Annotated in this window: 19 protein-coding genes, 1 tRNA gene and 1 pseudogene; 11 read left to right on the forward strand and 10 right to left on the reverse strand. The window is 63.1% G+C overall.

The genetic code is table 11. From position 1 onward, the window contains the following. Positions 1 to 69 precede the first annotated feature (69 nt). Entirely contained in the window at positions 70 to 342 is a 273-nt protein-coding gene (locus AC1DXM_RS01490) for a hypothetical protein (protein ID WP_477231433.1), read from the forward strand. Between the two features lie 142 nt (positions 343 to 484). On the opposite strand, the gene AC1DXM_RS01495 is transcribed toward AC1DXM_RS01490, so the two are convergent. The 3 genes from AC1DXM_RS01495 to AC1DXM_RS01505 form a co-directional block, all read right to left on the reverse strand. Next, the gene (locus AC1DXM_RS01495; protein ID WP_477231434.1) at positions 485 to 1,177 is read right to left on the reverse strand and encodes an outer membrane protein; all 693 of its coding nucleotides are present in this window, start codon (positions 1,175 to 1,177) and stop codon (positions 485 to 487) included. Positions 1,178 to 1,427: 250 nt separating this feature from the next. After that, positions 1,428 to 1,503 (reverse strand) — tRNA-Lys (locus AC1DXM_RS01500). Positions 1,504 to 1,610: 107 nt separating this feature from the next. After that, positions 1,611 to 2,519, reverse strand: coding sequence for a PhzF family phenazine biosynthesis protein (locus tag AC1DXM_RS01505; protein ID WP_477231435.1), 909 nt, complete (start codon positions 2,517 to 2,519; stop codon positions 1,611 to 1,613). 112 nt (positions 2,520 to 2,631) lie between these two features. Between AC1DXM_RS01505 and AC1DXM_RS01510 the strand changes: the two genes are divergently transcribed. From AC1DXM_RS01510 to AC1DXM_RS01525, 4 genes are all read left to right on the forward strand, one after another. Next, the gene (locus AC1DXM_RS01510; protein ID WP_477231436.1) at positions 2,632 to 3,924 is read left to right on the forward strand and encodes an efflux RND transporter periplasmic adaptor subunit; all 1,293 of its coding nucleotides are present in this window, start codon (positions 2,632 to 2,634) and stop codon (positions 3,922 to 3,924) included. A gap of 4 nt (positions 3,925 to 3,928) precedes the next feature. Continuing rightward, positions 3,929 to 4,630: an ABC transporter ATP-binding protein gene (locus tag AC1DXM_RS01515; protein ID WP_477231437.1), complete on the forward strand. Its 702-nt coding sequence runs from the start codon at positions 3,929 to 3,931 to the stop codon at positions 4,628 to 4,630. Positions 4,631 to 4,632: 2 nt separating this feature from the next. Continuing rightward, the gene (locus AC1DXM_RS01520) at positions 4,633 to 5,850 is read left to right on the forward strand and encodes an ABC transporter permease (RefSeq protein ID WP_477231438.1); all 1,218 of its coding nucleotides are present in this window, start codon (positions 4,633 to 4,635) and stop codon (positions 5,848 to 5,850) included. A gap of 97 nt (positions 5,851 to 5,947) precedes the next feature. Further along, on the forward strand, positions 5,948 to 6,190 hold the full coding sequence (locus tag AC1DXM_RS01525) for a hypothetical protein (protein WP_477231439.1): 243 nt from the start codon (positions 5,948 to 5,950) through the stop codon (positions 6,188 to 6,190). Positions 6,191 to 6,207: 17 nt separating this feature from the next. Here AC1DXM_RS01525 and AC1DXM_RS01530 read toward each other — a convergent pair whose 3' ends face one another. Next, positions 6,208 to 6,684, reverse strand: coding sequence for an Lrp/AsnC family transcriptional regulator (locus AC1DXM_RS01530; protein WP_477231440.1), 477 nt, complete (start codon positions 6,682 to 6,684; stop codon positions 6,208 to 6,210). Between the two features lie 147 nt (positions 6,685 to 6,831). On the opposite strand from AC1DXM_RS01530, the gene AC1DXM_RS01535 reads away from it, so the two are divergent. Further along, positions 6,832 to 7,935, forward strand: a complete 1,104-nt coding sequence (locus tag AC1DXM_RS01535; protein WP_477231441.1) for a 1-aminocyclopropane-1-carboxylate deaminase — start codon at positions 6,832 to 6,834, stop codon at positions 7,933 to 7,935. Here AC1DXM_RS01535 and AC1DXM_RS01540 read toward each other — a convergent pair whose 3' ends face one another. After that, positions 7,936 to 8,661, reverse strand: a complete 726-nt coding sequence (locus AC1DXM_RS01540) for an NUDIX hydrolase (protein ID WP_352559242.1) — start codon at positions 8,659 to 8,661, stop codon at positions 7,936 to 7,938. A gap of 14 nt (positions 8,662 to 8,675) precedes the next feature. Then, the gene (locus tag AC1DXM_RS01545) at positions 8,676 to 9,788 is read right to left on the reverse strand and encodes an endonuclease/exonuclease/phosphatase family protein (protein WP_477231442.1); all 1,113 of its coding nucleotides are present in this window, start codon (positions 9,786 to 9,788) and stop codon (positions 8,676 to 8,678) included. Positions 9,789 to 9,948: 160 nt separating this feature from the next. On the opposite strand from AC1DXM_RS01545, the gene AC1DXM_RS01550 reads away from it, so the two are divergent. Together AC1DXM_RS01550 and AC1DXM_RS01555 are read left to right on the forward strand one after the other, a co-directional pair. Further along, on the forward strand, positions 9,949 to 10,545 hold the full coding sequence (locus tag AC1DXM_RS01550; RefSeq protein WP_477231443.1) for a BA14K family protein: 597 nt from the start codon (positions 9,949 to 9,951) through the stop codon (positions 10,543 to 10,545). A gap of 169 nt (positions 10,546 to 10,714) precedes the next feature. After that, positions 10,715 to 10,999, forward strand: coding sequence for a PilZ domain-containing protein (locus AC1DXM_RS01555; RefSeq protein WP_477231444.1), 285 nt, complete (start codon positions 10,715 to 10,717; stop codon positions 10,997 to 10,999). Positions 11,000 to 11,083: 84 nt separating this feature from the next. Here the strand turns inward: AC1DXM_RS01555 and ilvC are convergent, their stop codons facing one another. After that, complete coding sequence (gene ilvC / locus AC1DXM_RS01560; protein WP_013531065.1) at positions 11,084 to 12,103, reverse strand: ketol-acid reductoisomerase; 1,020 nt, start codon at positions 12,101 to 12,103, stop codon at positions 11,084 to 11,086. Positions 12,104 to 12,123: 20 nt separating this feature from the next. Next, the gene (locus AC1DXM_RS01565) at positions 12,124 to 12,780 is read right to left on the reverse strand and encodes a TetR/AcrR family transcriptional regulator (protein WP_477231948.1); all 657 of its coding nucleotides are present in this window, start codon (positions 12,778 to 12,780) and stop codon (positions 12,124 to 12,126) included. Between the two features lie 155 nt (positions 12,781 to 12,935). Here AC1DXM_RS01565 and AC1DXM_RS01570 point away from each other — a divergent pair, with 155 nt between their 5' ends. Then, positions 12,936 to 13,367 (forward strand): anthrone oxygenase family protein, encoded by a 432-nt coding sequence (locus AC1DXM_RS01570; RefSeq protein ID WP_477231949.1) that lies wholly within the window; start codon positions 12,936 to 12,938, stop codon positions 13,365 to 13,367. A gap of 30 nt (positions 13,368 to 13,397) precedes the next feature. Here the strand turns inward: AC1DXM_RS01570 and AC1DXM_RS01575 are convergent, their stop codons facing one another. Further along, on the reverse strand, positions 13,398 to 13,856 hold the full coding sequence (locus AC1DXM_RS01575) for a MarR family winged helix-turn-helix transcriptional regulator (RefSeq protein ID WP_477231445.1): 459 nt from the start codon (positions 13,854 to 13,856) through the stop codon (positions 13,398 to 13,400). 97 nt (positions 13,857 to 13,953) lie between these two features. Here AC1DXM_RS01575 and AC1DXM_RS01580 point away from each other — a divergent pair, with 97 nt between their 5' ends. Both AC1DXM_RS01580 and AC1DXM_RS01585 read left to right on the forward strand, forming a co-directional pair. Then, on the forward strand, positions 13,954 to 14,259 hold the full coding sequence (locus AC1DXM_RS01580; protein WP_477231446.1) for a Rieske (2Fe-2S) protein: 306 nt from the start codon (positions 13,954 to 13,956) through the stop codon (positions 14,257 to 14,259). Position 14,260: 1 nt separating this feature from the next. After that, positions 14,261 to 14,959: pseudogene (locus AC1DXM_RS01585) on the forward strand (glutathione S-transferase family protein); the annotation flags it as partial. Here AC1DXM_RS01585 and AC1DXM_RS01590 read toward each other — a convergent pair. Then, complete coding sequence (locus tag AC1DXM_RS01590) at positions 14,853 to 16,166, reverse strand: FAD-dependent oxidoreductase (protein WP_477231447.1); 1,314 nt, start codon at positions 16,164 to 16,166, stop codon at positions 14,853 to 14,855. The pseudogene AC1DXM_RS01585 and the gene AC1DXM_RS01590 overlap by 107 nt on opposite strands. Positions 16,167 to 16,186 lie beyond the last annotated feature (20 nt).

The raw sequence follows: 16,186 nt of genomic DNA on the forward strand, positions 1-16,186 counted from the left end.
CAAAATGTGATTGACGTAACGTTGACTAGGCGCAATCATTACGGATTGTGCAGGGTGAGGGGCGTTTCAATGAAACTCGTTGTCTTTGGCGTAGCAATAGTATTGGCCGCCACCGGAGCAGCTGTTGCGAAAGAGAAGAAAAAGGTGGCCACCGCTCAGGCTACAACCTCGTGTTCTACAACTCATAAGAAGGCTGGCAGCAAGCCGACCGCGAAACCGAATTGCAAATCGACAGGCACCGTGGTTGCGCGGCCGTCAAATAGGGCCGAAAACTTCCTGGATCATTATAGTCCGCGCTTAGGGTATGACACCAGTCCGTGGTTTCAGACTGGCTTTAATTGATGGCGGCTTCGGCTTCCGGGCCTTTCTTTATCCAGCGCGGCCTTCCCTCCTTCGTAAGCTTGCCTTTCGGGCCAAATAGCGCACCGGCTTACCGGCCGCCGAGCCTTTAAAGTCTAATTGGAGGGTCTGGTGCAGCCCGAAATCAGAATTTGTAGCTAAGTCCAACGCGAACATCGTTGGTGGTCAGATCAAGCCTGGCTTGCTGTCCAGGGAAGCTGTACGGCGCAGGTTGCGATTTGCGGCCATAGTCGGAATAACGGTATTCGACCCGCGCGATCAGTTTGTCGGTCATGGCGTATTCAAGTCCGGCGCCTGCCGTCCAACCAACCATGGTATCGCCGTTTTCGATTGATCCACCTGGAAAATTGAAAGTGCCTGAGTAATCACCGATAGCAAGACCGCCAGTTACAAATGGCAAGAAACGATCGAAGGCGTAGCCGACACGCAGGCGCGCCGACCCGAACCATTTTAAATCACCGCTTGCGAAGAAACCGGGAGGAGCCCCAGGAAAGCCACCGTCCCCTTTGGCGTTGGTGAAATTGGCATCCGCTTCGACGCCTATGACATAGTTGCCATTGAACTGGTAGTTATAGCCAACATATGCACCGCCAAAGCCGCCTTTGGGATCGACGGAGGCGCTGATAAAGGGGGGGCCGGCCGGAGACCCGGCGCCGTCATAAGTTGAACTTCCCCAAACGTATCCGGCCTGCGCACCCAGATAGATGCCGGTCCAGTTATAAGCCACAGGCTCGGTCGGCCGGGGAGAAAGATCCGCCGCCAATGCGGGGGTGGCAATCGCAAACGAGGCAAGAAGGGCAAACTTGAGCGTGCGCATCGGGCGTCCCCCAAATCGATAAGTCAAGTTTAGCTTGGTTTTCCAACAAACCATGTAACCCTTCTGCCACAAATTGAGAAAATTGCTCTGCTGGATCCCGCTTGCGCCCCCATGCCCAACGGCAGCGCTGACACGGTCGCGAACCGGTTCCGATTAGCTTGTAGGAGTCGCGCCAATCTAGGCTCGTGCCACCATCGACGCATTAACGCGTCTCTGATTCCAAGGTCTGCCACCAATTTTCTTGAAAATTTGGTGGGTGCGCACAGGATTGAACTGTGGACCCGCTGATTAAGAGTCAGCTGCTCTACCAACTGAGCTACGCACCCACTCGACCGGTCAAAACCGGCGTTGGCGGGCATATAGCCGCCGATACCGGTCCTGTCCAGCCCTGCCGGAATCATTTCCCGACAAATAGCTGAACTGCCGCAGGCGGTCAGACGAACAGTCTGCCTTCCGCCACCTTCACCGCATGGCCGCCGATGCGGGCGGAGGCCAGTTTTCCGCCTTCGACAGTGAGTTCGAGGCGGATGCGCGACGGTCGGCCCATCTCCAGCCCCTGCTCGATCCACAGCTGCGAAATGCCGTCGGTGGGGGCGTCGAAATGCATGATTGCGCCGGCAAAGGCCGCCGCGGCCGACCCGGTCGCTGGATCCTCGTATGATGGCGTGCCCGGCACGATCATGCGGACGTGGAAGGCGCTGTCATGGTTCACCGTCTGGCGGCAGTAGACGTACGGGCTGGCGAAAGCCCATTCGCTCTTGCGCGGCGCCAGTTCCGACCATGCCTGGTTGTCGAGCTTGATGCGGGCTGCCGCCTCCAGATTGGCGACCGGGATGGTGACGTAAGGCACGCCGGCGGACCAGAACGACACCAGGTGATTCTCGAAGCCGATCTCATGCGGCGCGAGGCCAAGGGCCGCACCAATCGCTTGCGGATCGGCTTCGAGCTTCAACGGTTCCGGCAGCTTCGCCAGATCGAACTCGGCAAAGGTGGCGCCATCGTGCCGGCTGACGGCGCAGCGCACCGGGCCGATATTCTCCTCCAGCACGAAGATGCCGGCGTCGCCCTCGCCTGCCAGTTCGGCCAGCGCAATCGCCGCGCCGACGGTCGGGTGGCCGGCAAACGGCATTTCGTAATCGGGCGTGAAGATGCGGATGCGGTTGCGATGCTTGGGATTGTCCGGCGGCAGCACGAAAACCGATTCGGACAGGTTGAATTCGCGCGCAATGGCCTGCATCGCAGACGTATCCAGCCCCTTGCTGTCCAGCACGACGGCCAGCGGATTGCCGGCCAGCCGTTCGGTCGTAAACACATCATAAAGCAAGTAATTGCGCGTCTGCATCTTGGAAAACCTTCCGCCTCAATCCGAACATGGCCGAAATTTAATTTGATATTCGAACCAGTAAGCCTGATCTGTGCACCTATAGGGACATTACGCTTCATAGGGGTCCGGCGTGGACCAGCTTGTCAATCTGCCAAAGACGGAATCGGATTCCGCCATCGAGGCGGCACTCGGGCTCGACCAGAACGGCGTGCGCAAGAAGCGCCGCCGCGGCTGGCTTTACGCGCTGCTAGCGCTGATTGCTGTCGCCGGCGGCCTCGCCGGCTACCAATGGTATGCCGGCTCTCCCGCCAAGATCGACTACACCACCACGCCGGCCACGATTGCCGACCTCACCGTCGCAGTGTCGGCAACCGGCACGCTGCAGCCCCTCACCCAGGTCGACATTTCAAGCGAGCTGTCCGGCATCATACGCTCCGTCTCGGCCGAGGAGAACCAGCAGGTCAAGAAGGGCGACGTGCTGGCGACGCTCGACACGGTGAAACTCGAGGTCCAGATCGAACGCGCCGAGGCTTCGGCCAAGGCCGCGGCCGCCAATGTCGAGGACGCCACGGTCACGCTGGCCGAGAACGAGAAGGCGCTGGTGCGCGCTGCCGAGCTTACCAAACGCGGCATGGCGACCGACCAGTCGCTTGAGGCCGCAACCGCCACGCGCGACCGCTCCAAGGCGGCGCTCGATAGTGCTGAGGCCAATCTCGCCATCGCCCAGGCCGACCTCAAGGCGCAGCAGACAGACCTTGCCAAGAGCACCATCTATGCGCCGATCGACGGCATCGTGCTGACGCGTTCGGTCGATCCCGGCCAGACGGTCGCCTCCTCGCTGCAGGCGCCGGTGCTGTTCATCATCGCCGCCGATTTGAGGAACATGGAGCTGGTGGCGGCCGTCGACGAGGCCGATATTGGCGCGGTCAAGACCGGCCAGCACGCGCGCTTCACCGTCGATGCCTTCCCCGAGCGGCCGTTCGACGCCGAGATCCGCGACATCTCCTACGCCTCGGTGACCACCGATGGCGTCGTCACCTACAATGCGCGGTTGGAAGTCAACAACAACGAGCTGCTGCTGCGGCCCGGCATGACCGCCACCGTTTCGGTCGTCACCAGGCAGGCCAAGAGCGTACTCACCGTGCCGTCCACCGCTTTCCGCTACCGCCCGGCGCAGCAGGCCGCCCGCGCCTGGAGCCTCAGCGACCTGTTTACAGGCCGCATGGGCCGCCCCGGCGGCAACCGCCGCCAGCAGCAGGTGGCGGCACCCACCGACGGCTCGCGCACGCTCTATGTGCTGGAGAACGGCCGGCCGCATCCTGTCAACGTCAAGATCGGCTCCACCGACGGTGAGCTCACAGAGATCACGTCAGGCCTCGACGAAGGCGCTCAGGTGATCACCGCCTCGCAGCTGCGGAGCTGACGCCGTGGCCGCGACCCTCATCGGCTTCGATACGGTCTGGAAAAGCTATGGCCAGGGCGAAGCCAAGGTGCATGCGCTGGCCGGCGTCGACCTTGCCATCCAGCGTGGCGAATTCGTCGCCATTATGGGTCCATCCGGTTCGGGCAAGTCGACGGCGATGAACATCATCGGCTGCCTCGACACGCCGACCGCCGGCACCTACTCCTTCATGGGCATCGATGCCGGTCGGCTCGACCGCAACCGCCGCGCTTTGCTGCGCAATCTCTACATCGGCTTCGTCTTCCAGGGCTACAATCTGTTGCCGCGCACCACGGCGGCGGAAAATGTCGAGCTGCCGCTGATCTATCGCGGCGCCCCGGCCCGCGAGCGCCGAGAGCTTGCCATGCAGGCGCTGGCCGAGGTCGGGCTTGTCGGGCGCGAGCACCATACGCCGGCCGAGCTCTCCGGCGGCCAGCAGCAGCGTGTGGCCATCGCGCGTGCCATCGTCACCAGGCCGACGCTGCTCGTCGCCGACGAGCCGACCGGCAATCTCGACACCGCCCGCACGCACGAGATCATGGAGCTGTTGACGCGGCTGAACCGCGAGCTTGGCCTGACCATCGCCATGGTCACCCACGAGGCCGATGTCGCCGAATATGCCGAGCGCACCATTCGCTTCCTCGACGGCCACGTCGCTTCCGATTCCTCGAAACTGGAAGTGGCCTGACCATGATCTGGGAAACCGTCCGCCTGTCGCTGCGCTCCATCCGCCGCAATGTGCTGCGCTCGTTCCTGACGCTGCTCGGCATCGTCATCGGCGTTGCCGCCGTCATCGCCATGCTGACCATCGGCTCCGGCACCACGGCCAAGGTCAAGTCCGACATTGCCAAGCTCGGCTCGAACCTGCTCGTCGTCCGCTCTGGCCGCCCGGCAGGCACCGGCGGACCGGGAGGGCTCGACCAGGCGATGCGGCCGCTGGCCGACAAGGATGTTGCCGCCCTCGTCGCGCATCTGACCGGGGCACGCGCCATTTCGCCGGCCTCGCAAAAGCAGGTGCGTGTCATCTTCGGCACCGAGAGCCTGACCTCGGGCGTCACCGGCACCGACAGCGCCTATCTCGACGCCCGCGACTGGAAGCTCGTTTCGGGCCGGCCGTTCTCGGATTCGGAGACACGCTCGGGCACCGGCGTCTGCCTCATCGGCGAAACGGTGCGCCAGCAATTCTTCGGCGCCGGCGAGCCTGAAGGCGAGATCATCCGCGTCAACCGCACCTCGTGCAAGATCATCGGCCTGCTCGAACCCAAGGGCTATACCGGCTTTGGCCAGGACCAGGACAATGTCGTCTTGATGCCGCTTGCCGCCTATCAGCGCCGAATCGCCGGCAACCGCGACATCGACAACATCTACGTCGCCGCCGACGACCGCACGCTGACCACCGAATTGCAGCCGCGCGTCGAGGACATTTTGCGCGACACTCGCCGCATCACGCCCGACCGCGAAGACGATTTCTCGATCCGCGACATGACCCAGATCGCCGACGCCATGGCCAGCGCCACCACCACCATGACGGGCATGCTCGGCGCCGTCGCCGGCGTCAGCCTTCTGGTCGGCGGCATCGGCATCATGAACATCATGCTGGTGTCGGTCACCGAACGCACGCGCGAGATTGGCATCCGGCTCGCCATCGGTGCGCATGAAAAGCACATACTTATCCAGTTCCTGGTCGAGGCGACGGTGCTGTCACTGCTCGGCGGCATCATCGGCATCCTGATCGGCCTGGCGCTGGCGGGCCTCGCATCGGCGGCGCTGACCATACCGTTTGCGCCGAGCCCGGCCGTCATCCTGCTTGCGGTAGGCTTTTCCGCCCTGATCGGCATGGTGTTCGGCTTCTTCCCGGCGCTGCGTGGCGCCAGGCTCGACCCGATCGACGCGCTGCGGCACGAATAATTGCTATCCACAACTTGGGTGCTTTGTCGACGCCGGCAACGCTGTCATCTTCAGGTCAGCGATGCTTGGGCAAAGCATCACTGGTCGAGGAGCGGCAATGAGCAAGAAAGCGCGATTGATCCTGGCAATGGTGATCATCGAAGGCGCCCTTGGCGGCATCTGGTGGTATCTCGCCAGCTACGGCACGGCCAATCCTGATCGCGTCACAGCCGATTTTCAGGGTGTCGTCGGCCAGACGATGGGCACGGCGATGGGTGGGTTGCTTGGGCTCGGCCTCATCCTGTTTGTCGTCGCCGCTCGCAACGACCGCAAGGCGGCGCAGCAAAAGGCGCGACACTGACCTACGCTTGCAGCCTGTCAGAACGGCAGTCGCGCATTCTCCTTGACCTCCTTCATGACGAAGAAGGTCCTTGTTTGCCGAACGCCCGGCAACGCAATCAGCTTCTGCCCATGCAGCTTGTTGAAATCCGCCATGTCGCGGACCCTGATCTTCAGGAGATAGTCGAAGTCGCCGGCGACGAGATTGCAATCCAGCACCTCCTTGAGTTCGAGCACGGCTTCTTCGAAAGCGGCGAAGCTTTCCGGTGTCGAACGGTCGAGCACGACGCCGACCATGACCAGCGCGCCGAGGCCGACCGCGACCGGCGCGATCTCCGCCCTCACCCCGGTGATGTATCCCTCTTCAAACAGGCGCTGCGTGCGCCGATGGCAGGTGGCGGCGCTGACATTGACGCGGGTCGCCAGTTCCGCATTCGTCAGCCGTCCCTCGGCCTGAAGGGCGCGCAGGATTTTCACGTCGATGCGGTCAAGAGCTTGCGTGGAAGATTCTTCCATTTTGACAGACCCCTGTGGACGATATAAGCAATCATATCGCCCGTTTGTGAATCATGCAAAAATCCTCGGCGCAAGTTTGAGAGCACATTTCGCATGAGTTCGCCTATTCTCTGCCTATCGAAACCGACCGCTGGCGGAGACTAACCGGTGTCACTTCTGGCAAAATTCGAACGCTATCCCCTGACCTTCGGCGCGACGCCGATCGAGCATCTGCCGCGGCTGAGCGCGGCGCTGGGCGGGAAAGTACAGGTCTACGCCAAGCGCGACGATTGCAATTCCGGGCTCGCCATGGGCGGCAACAAATTGCGCAAGCTCGAATACATCGTTCCGGATGCCATAGCCTCGGGCGCCGACACGCTGGTATCGATCGGTGGCGTCCAGTCGAACCATACCCGCATGGTCGCCGCGACGGCCGCCAAGATCGGCATGAAGTGCGTGGTGATCCAGGAAAAATGGGTGCCGCACTATGACGCCGTCTACGACCGGGTCGGAAACATTCTGCTGACGCGACTGATGGGCGCCGACAGCCGGCTTGTCGATGACGGTTTCGACATCGGCATCCGCAAGAGCTGGGAGGACGCCATCCAGTCGGTGAAGGACGCCGGCGGCAAGCCCTATCCGATTCCGGCCGGCGCCTCCGTGCACAAATTCGGCGGGCTCGGCTATGTCGGCTTCGCCGAGGAGGTGGCGCGCCAGGAAGCCGAACTCGGATTCAAATTCGACTACATCATCGTGTGCGTGGTGACCGGGTCGACGCAGGCCGGCATGATCGTCGGTTTCGCCGCGCAAGACCGCGCCGACCGGGTGATCGGCATCGACGCCTCCGGAACGCTCGACCAGACGCGCGCGCAGGTCCGCCGCATCGTCGACGACACCGCATCCCTTGTCGGGCTCGGCCGCACGGTCCGCGATGACGAAATCATCATCAACCCCGACTATGCGTACCCCGCCTACGGTGTTCCCTCCGATGAGACCAACGACGCGATCCGGCTGGCGGCCCGCACCGAGGCGATGATCACCGACCCGGTCTATGAGGGAAAGTCGATGCAGGGCCTGATCGATCTGACCCGCAAAGGCTTCTTCCCCGAGGGGTCGAAAATTCTCTACGCGCATCTCGGCGGCGCGCCGGCGATCAACGGCTACAGCTACTACTACAAGGACGATGGCGCCCCGCCCCGGCCGCAACCGGCAGCGAGTTCCGAACCTCGGGACGGCACTGCGCCGGAGACGCTGCCGCCACTCTTTCCCTGATCAGGGATCCTCGCCGCTGCGGGCAAAATGCCACTCGACCAGCGGCTTCATATGCGGCGCCAGCCCCTCCGGCAGGTCGGCGGCATGGCGGATGATGACCGGTCCCTCAATTTCCGGCTCCGCCTCGGTGGCGACGAAGGCGCTGATGCGCCGCGCAATCTCATCCGCTGGCTCCTCGACGTGGTAGCGGCGGAAGAGAACCGTGCCGGTCGAAGTCGACAGCGCGTGATAGCGCCTGCCGCGCGCAGCGCCCGTCAGGTCAAGCCCGGTTTCCTCGCGCACCTCGCGGATCATGTTGAAATCGACATCGACACGGCCGTCGCGAAAATCGATCGGCTCGAACGAGCCGGCGGCGAAATAGACGCGACCGGCCATGACCGTGTGCGAGCCCATGCGGATCGCTACCAGCGCATTGTCGCCGGCGACCAGCATGGCGTGGCCGTAGGCGTGCTCGGCGCCGGTCCCTTGCCGGTTCTTGCGCCACAGCATGAAGGTCGAGTACTTCACCGCGTGGCAGCGCCCGGCGAGACGGTTGTCGCGCCAGGCGAGTGCTGACAAAAGCACCACGGTGCCATCGAACAGCGCCGGTTTGGCTTCGGTCTCGAGCCGCCAGTTCTCAGTGATGGCCTGCGCGTTGTCGCGCTCGAACGGATGCTGGCCGGGGTCGAGCCGAACGTCGATCTCATCGACCGGTAGGATGACATTGCGCGGCAGGTCGAAACTCACGCTCAGCCCCCCACTCAGGCCATGTCCAAAGTGATCGCCACAGGACAATGGTCCGATGCCTTCGGCCGGTCCCAGCCGGCGCGCGGAAAGCGCTCCACCGCCTGTCCCGCCGGAAAGATGGTGCGCCAGGGCTGGCCGTTGCGGATGATGTCGGGAACGGCCGTCGCATTCTTCGCCGCCAGCCCCTTGGACAGCAGGATGTAGTCGAGCTGGCACAGATGCCGCTCCTGCGGCCCGCGCGTGTGGTAGAAACTCCAGCGGTCCATCTCCGGCCGGCGCTCGACGACATTCTCGCAAAAGCCGCCAGCGGTCAGCACACTGAGGCAGGACTGGCTCTCGTCGATTACCTGGAAGCGGTAGCCGTCGACAGCGTCGCCCTCGATCTTCACCCGCTGCCGGTAGTCATTCATGTCGCCGCAGATCGCCCAGCGCTTGTCGGCGGCATGGTCCTTGCTGAAGCGGTCCTCGATGATGCGGCGCACGGCCTGCGCCTCGGCGACGCGCAGCGGCATCGTCGCTTCGCGCCCGTCGAGCCCGTTGCGTGGCGAGCCCATCGATTTGAAATGCACGAGATAGAGCGTCAATGGCACGCCGCCGACCTTGACGTCGACCTCAAGACAATCACGCCGGAAGATGCGCTCATTGGCCTGATGTCCGAGTTCGGCCAGTTCCGGCGTGAACAGGCCGAACTGCTCGAAGGTGGCATAGGCATGGCTGGTCATGCGCACGAATTCGATCGGCTGTCCTTGCGCGGTCTCGTTACGCATCATCACGGCAACGTCGATGCCGCGCGAATCATTGCCGGCGGTGGTGTATTTCTGCCGGTAGCCCTCACCCACCATCTTGAAGAGATAGCCATATTCGAAGGCCTTCAGCGCCTCGATATTGTCGACCTCCTGCATGCAGATGATGTCCGCGCGCGTGGCGGCGATGGCGAGCGCCGTCAGCTGGCGCGTGTCGTCGGACTGTGCAATCGCACGCGCCTGCTCCAGCATCTTGTATTCGGCCTCGCTTTGGATGTCGAAAAGCGCCAGCGTACGGTCTTCGTTGAGCTGATTGCGGTAGCCGGAGAAATCGAACCTGTTCATCAGGTTTTCGACATTGAAGGTGGCGAGGCGCAGCGACATGGCCGTGACCTTTGCCCGCAAGCGGAGTCGAAAACAAGGGCCTCGCCCTTGCTCGCCAGGGAACCTTTCCGTTCATCCTCCGTTCAGATGAAAAGTCCCATCATCAGGCTTCTTCCCTGGGGTATTCTGGGCGTGGGGCCTGTATCTCTTGGAGAGTGCAATGAACTCGCTCTTTTCTTCGACGGTCAAATCCGGGCTGGTAGCGCTCGGTCTCGTCTCGGGTCTCACGGCGCCGTCCGCCGCCGGCCCGATCCTGCAGCCAAACCTGTCAATTCCATCAAGCACGGCAGCCCCGACGATCACGCCGGTTCGCGACAGCTGGGCGGGCGGCAATGACCGCCGCGCCTTTAACGATTGGCAGTGGCGTCGCCACGACGGCCGTCGCTTTGCCCGGTCAGGCAACTGGAACAACGACAACTGGAACGGCAACGGAAACTGGAATGGCGGCGACAACTGGCGCTGGCGTCATCATCGCCATCATCACGGCAGCGATTTTGATACCGGCGCCGCCGCAGTTCTCGGCCTCGGCCTGGGGCTCGGCCTCGGCAGCATCTACAACAACGGCTATTATAACAACGGCTACTACAATGACGGCTACTACGTGCAGCCGGCACCCCGCCGCTACTACCGCACGCAGCGTCTTTCCAGCGCCCATGTCCAGTGGTGCTACGACCGCTACCGGTCTTACCGATCCTGGGACAACACGTTCCAGCCCTACAATGGCCCGCGCCAGCAATGCTGGTCGCCCTACAGCTGAACCATAAGCGACAATGCATGACGGCGCCGCCCATCGCGGCGCCGTTTCCATTTGGGAGAGACGGCTGGATACGATCGCCGCTAACCATATGTTTATCGGCTCGGACTATCCATGATACGGTGCCCCCATCTGACGATCGCGTCGATCCGATCGCGAAGGACGTGCCGTCATGGCCGACAACGAACTGAGAAACAAACACCGGCAGCGCGTGCTGAAAGGCGCGACGATTCTGCTCGGCCTCACCAATTCCGAGGTCAAATGCACGGTGCGCAACATGCACGCCGGCGGCGCCGAATTGAAGATACCGATAGACGCGCGCGTGCCGGACGACTTCCTGCTCTATGTGCCGATCGACGGCATCGGCTACAAGTCCATCGTGCGCTGGCGCCGCGACGACCGCATCGGAGTCGAGTTCACCGGCACCGAGCCGAAACCGCACTGGCACTACGGCTGAGCGTCCTCAACGCTGATCAATAAACCGGCATAAAAAAGCCGGCGGATCGCTCCGCCGGCTTTGTCGCAATCCTGAAATTGCGGATTAATTCTTGGCCTTGTCGACCAGCTTGTTCTTCGAGATCCACGGCATCATGGCGCGCAGCTTGGCGCCGACTTCCTCGATCTGGTGGCTGTCATTGTTGCGGCGGATGCCCTTGAAGCGCGACATGCCGGCGCGGTATTCCTGCATCCACTCCGAGGTGAACTTTCCCGTCTGGATGTCCTTCAGCACGCGCTTCATCTCGGCCTTGGTCTCGGCGGTGATGATGCGCGGGCCCGAGACATATTCGCCCCATTCGGCGGTGTTCGAGATCGAGTAGTTCATGTTGGCGATGCCGCCTTCATAGATCAGGTCGACGATCAGCTTGACCTCGTGCAGGCACTCGAAATAGGCCATTTCGGGCGCGTAGCCGGCCTCGACCAGCGTCTCGAAACCGGCGCGGATCAGTTCGACCAGGCCGCCGCACAGAACCACCTGCTCGCCGAACAGATCGGTCTCGCATTCCTCGCGGAAATTGGTCTCGATGATGCCAGAACGGCCGCCGCCGACGCCACAGGCGTAGGACAGAGCGAGATCGAGCGCATTGCCCGATGCGTCCTGGTTGACGGCGACCAGGCACGGCACGCCGCCGCCCTTCTGGTATTCGCCGCGCACCGTGTGGCCGGGGCCCTTCGGCGCGATCATGACGACGTCGACGGTCGACTTGGGCTCGATCAGGCCGAAATGCACGTTGAGGCCGTGCGCGAAGGCGATCGCGGCGCCGTCGCGGATGTTCGGGGCGATCTCGTTCTTGTAGATGTCGGCCTGCAATTCGTCGGGCGTCGCCATCATCATCAGGTCGGCCCATTTGGCGGCGTCCGCCACGCTCATCACCTTGAGCCCGTCGGCCTCGACCTTCTTGGCGGTCGCCGAGCCGGCCTTGAGGCCGATGGCGATCTCCTTGGCGCCGGAATCCTTGAGATTGAGCGCATGCGCCCGGCCCTGGCTGCCATAGCCGATGATGGCGACTTTCTTGCCCTTGATCAGGTTGAGATCGGCGTCGCGATCGTAATAGACACGCATTTTGGTCTTCCTTCCCGTTTTTATAGATCGGTGGCCTCACGGCCGGTTTTTGCTCCGAAAAGAGCGAGAAACTGTTGCGTTGCCCTGACGGCATCGCCGCCGATCGCCGCTTCAGTCAATTCCAGCCGGTCGCCGAGCAGGAGACGGATCTGCACATCGCGGGCGACCAGCCCGAAAAAGCTGCGGAATGCCGTTTCGGCATCCGTAAAGTCGAGCAGCCCGGCCTGCTTGCCGGCCAGAAGCACAGGCTTCAGCCGCCTGGCCAGCGCAAAGCGGCCATTCTCAAGCACAATGGCGCCGAGATCATCCTTGCCGGAGCCGGCATGGCCAACCGCTACGCGGTTCAGCGCGATCGACGTGTCGCTCGAAATCACCTTCAGCCAGTCCGAGGCGAAGCCTTCAAGGCTTGCCGTCAGCGAGGCAAGATCGAGTTTTTCACCGTCAACCGGCACCACGCGCACTTTCGAGGCCTGCCACTGAACCGTCGCCGTCAGCAGCCCGTCGCGGTCGCCGAACCATTTGTAGAGCGTTTCCTTGGAGCAGCTGGCGCGGCGCGCAACTGCGGTCATGGTCAGATTGTCGCCCTCCTCGACCAGCAGGCGCAAGGCCGCGTCCAGAACGGCCTTCTGCCGCTCCGTCAGCGTCGCGCTGGTGTCGATGTCGGCGCTTGCCTGCAACACGGTCGTTCCTCGGCGGCAGGCAAGCCAACAATTGCAGCAAGCCGTACCGTACGTTACGGTTCGCCGTTCTATGCCGTATTGTCCTTGGCCTTGCAAGCCCTATTTCTGTCTCAACGGTTCGCCGCTGGACCGTTTGCCGGGGGAAGAAGATGCTGACCGGATTGCTTGCCTTGACGGTCACGGCGGTGTTCTCCGGCGCCGCCATCTATGTCAGCGTCGCAGAGCAGCCGGCGCGGCTTGGCCTCGATCACAAGGCGCTGCTCAGGGAATGGCAGCCTTCTTACAAGCGCGGCGCTGCCATGCAGGCCTCGATTGCCATTGTCGCCTGCCTTCTTGGCCTGATCGCCTGGTGGCAGACCGGTGGCTTCGCCTTTCTGCTCGGCGCAATTCTGATCATCCTGCCCTGGCCGTGGACGCTGATGGTGATGTTGCCGACCAACAAGGTGCTGGAGGCGATGGACGCAAGCGCCGACAATCCGCAAGCCAGAGCCCTGATCGTCAAGTGGGGCACCCTGCACCTGGTGCGCGCGGGACTGGGCGTGCTGGCGACGCTGGCCTTTCTTTGGGGCAGCCATCTGGCCTGACATCGGCCGGATCTTGCCGGACGGCAAGGATCAATCCGCAACCGGCGGATGACGCAGCCGCCCCAGCAATGCCGACACCGTGCTCAACTCATCCGCCGAGAGTTTGGCGCCGACCAGTTCCGCGATCGAGCGGCCGTAGACCGCCCACATCCGCCGCCGCGTCTCGCGCCCTTTGGCAGTGATGCGGATGGTCTGGCCGCGGCCGTCATCGGCGACCTTCAGCTTCTCGACCAGCCCATCAGCCTCGAGCCGCGCCAGCAGCCGCGAGATGTTGTACTGCGCAAACAGAGTGCGCTCGGTCAGCTGGAACGGCCGCAGCCCGCCCTCGCCCGCCTCGGCAAGCTCGTGCAGCACGTCGTACCAGTCGAGCGGCGGCAAGCCACTGTCCTTCAAAGCCTGTTCGGCCTGTTCGATCAATTGGCGCGAAACGCGCATCAGGCGCGCCCAGGCCTTGATGGCTTCGGGCGAAGGCGTGGCTGTTTTGATCATGGCTCATCCTAGACGATAGATGCAATTGCATCAAGCTTGACGATTGATGCATCCGCATCTATATTCATGCAACTGCATCAATCACCCGAGGAATTCCATGAAACACGAAATCTGCAAAGTCGCCGACGTCCCGCAGACGGGCAGCCTGATCGCACCCTTCTTCGGCCGCGAAGTCCATGTCTGGCGCAGTGGCGAGCGCATCCGCGCCGCCGCCAATGTCTGCCTGCATTTCGGCGGGCCGCTCGACTGCAAGGACGGCAAATTCGTCTGCCAATGGCACGGCGCCGCCTTCGACATGGCATCAGGCGACCGGCTCGAAGGTCCGGCGCCCAAAGCATCCCGCCTGATGTTCCTGTCGACGCGCGTCGAGGACGGCGCATTGAACTATGTCTGGGGTGAGTGACATGACCGACAAGCTCACTCTCGTCAGCCACCATCTGTGCCCCTATGTCCAGCGCGCCGCGATCTCGCTAACCGAAAAGCGCGTGCCGTTCGAGCGCGTCACCATCGACCTCGCCGACAAGCCGGACTGGTTCAAGGCGATCTCGCCTTTGGGCAAGGTGCCGCTGCTCATCGTGCAGTCCAATGGCGCGGAGACGGTGATTTTCGAATCCGCCGTCATCCTCGAATTCCTCGAGGAGACGCAAGGCAATCCGCTGCACCCCGCCGACGCTCACGCCCGCGCCCGGCACCGTGCCTGGATCGAGTTCGGTTCGGCGACGCTGAACGCCATCGGCCGCTTCTACTCGGCGTCCACCGAGGCCGCCTTCCTGACGGAATCCTCGGCATTGTCGGCTATGTTCGATCGTCTGGAGAACGAATTGGCCGACCAGGCCGGACCGTGGTTCAACGGCGAGCGCTTTAGCCTCGTCGATGCCGTCTATGGCCCGGTCTTCCGCTATTTTGAGGCCTTCGACCGGATCGGCGGTTTCGGCATGCTGGACGGCAAGCCGCTGGTTCAGGCCTGGCGCAAGGCGTTGAGCGAACGCGCCTCGGTCAAGGGCGCGGTGGCACCGGACTATCCGCAACGCCTGCGTCAATTCCTGCGGGCGAGAAATTCGTTTCTCTCGACCCTGATCCAGCCGGATGATCTCGCCAGCGCGCCTCCTTTAGCCCGATCCGCCTGAACGGATCGATCAGCGTGCCGGCCACCATCGAGGCAAGCACGCTTGGCACTGGCGGGATTTTTGCGATGGTCGCCACCAGCCTGTCGCGAAAGAATGGCATCGCCAGGGAGTCCGATTGATAAAATGGCGTCAGCGCCAGCGACAGCAGCTGGAAGATCCGCACATGCCAGCGCCGCGCCCGGGCGTAGGTCTCCAGCGCCGTCTCGACGCTGCCCGCTTGTGCCAGCGCATGGCCGAGTGCTGCCGCATCGAGCAGCGCCATGTTCGCCCCTTGCCCGAGCTGCGGGCTGGTCGAATGCGCGGCGTCGCCGATCACCGCCAGCCTCCGGCCGGCCGGCAGCTTCATCGTGTGATGGCCGTAGCGGGCCAGCGACAGCTGGTCGAAACTGTCGATCTGACTGGTAAACGCTTCACACTCTGGCCACAGCGAGACCAGCCTCGCCTTCCAGGCGTCGAGCCCCGCCGCGCGCAGGCTTTCGACATCTGCCGGCTTGAGACTCCAGAAGAACGCCGCCATTTTTTCCGCGCCCGGCTGCGGCTGGCCGATCGGCAGCACGCCGATCATCACGCTGGCCTTGTCGTAGCGCTGCAGCAGCGCATTTTCATCGAACCCTTCGCGCCAGCCGAGCGATGCCCAGAATGCGCCATAGGCAAGCGGCCGGGGCTCGGCCGGATCGTTGAGGCTCTGGCGCAGTTTCGAGCGCGAGCCGCTGGCGTCGACGACGAGGTCGAACGGCCCTGCCCTTCGGCCCTTATCGAAGACCAGGTTCGCCCGCTCGCCAACCTCCAGCGCCTCGATCTCGACGCCGGTTTCGATGGCGATGCCCTGGCGTTGCGCGGCGTGGAACAACACGTTGAACAACGCCGCCCGGTGCACCGCCAGCCCGAAGCGACCGCCGGGCTGCGCATCGTAGCGCACGGCGAGCACGGTGCGGCCAGTGCTGGCATCGGCGCCATGCAAACGCTCGATGCGGCTGCCCAGCGCCAAGATGTCGTCGAGCAGGCCAAGGTCGGCGAGCACGCTCAAGCCGGTCGGTTGCAGGATCAGGCCGGAGCCGACCGGCTTCGGCTCCTCGAAACGTTCGAAGATAGTGACGTTATGCCCGGCGCGCTTGAGATAGAGCGCCGTGGCCAGCCCTGCCGGGCCGGCGCCGGCAATCGCGATGTCGAGAGATTTTTCCATTGCCCGCCCAACCAATGGCC

The organism is Mesorhizobium sp. P3_A2 (assembly GCF_056403115.1).

Bases quoted from the DNA above. Each gene is read 5' to 3' on its own strand.
- AC1DXM_RS01495 (WP_477231434.1), bottom strand. From the start codon at position 1,177: ATGCGCACGCTCAAGTTTGCCCTTCTTGCCTCGTTTGCGATTGCCACC.
- AC1DXM_RS01580 (WP_477231446.1), top strand. From the start codon at position 13,954: ATGAAACACGAAATCTGCAAAGTCGCCGACGTCCCGCAGACGGGCAGC.
- AC1DXM_RS01550 (WP_477231443.1), top strand. From the start codon at position 9,949: ATGAACTCGCTCTTTTCTTCGACGGTCAAATCCGGGCTGGTAGCGCTC.
- AC1DXM_RS01505 (WP_477231435.1), bottom strand. From the start codon at position 2,519: ATGCAGACGCGCAATTACTTGCTTTATGATGTGTTTACGACCGAACGG.
- ilvC (WP_013531065.1), bottom strand. From the start codon at position 12,103: ATGCGTGTCTATTACGATCGCGACGCCGATCTCAACCTGATCAAGGGC.
- AC1DXM_RS01490 (WP_477231433.1), top strand. From the start codon at position 70: ATGAAACTCGTTGTCTTTGGCGTAGCAATAGTATTGGCCGCCACCGGA.
- AC1DXM_RS01575 (WP_477231445.1), bottom strand. From the start codon at position 13,856: ATGATCAAAACAGCCACGCCTTCGCCCGAAGCCATCAAGGCCTGGGCG.
- AC1DXM_RS01520 (WP_477231438.1), top strand. From the start codon at position 4,633: ATGATCTGGGAAACCGTCCGCCTGTCGCTGCGCTCCATCCGCCGCAAT.
- AC1DXM_RS01590 (WP_477231447.1), bottom strand. From the start codon at position 16,166: ATGGAAAAATCTCTCGACATCGCGATTGCCGGCGCCGGCCCGGCAGGG.
- AC1DXM_RS01530 (WP_477231440.1), bottom strand. From the start codon at position 6,684: ATGGAAGAATCTTCCACGCAAGCTCTTGACCGCATCGACGTGAAAATC.
- AC1DXM_RS01555 (WP_477231444.1), top strand. From the start codon at position 10,715: ATGGCCGACAACGAACTGAGAAACAAACACCGGCAGCGCGTGCTGAAA.
- AC1DXM_RS01525 (WP_477231439.1), top strand. From the start codon at position 5,948: ATGAGCAAGAAAGCGCGATTGATCCTGGCAATGGTGATCATCGAAGGC.
- AC1DXM_RS01545 (WP_477231442.1), bottom strand. From the start codon at position 9,788: ATGTCGCTGCGCCTCGCCACCTTCAATGTCGAAAACCTGATGAACAGG.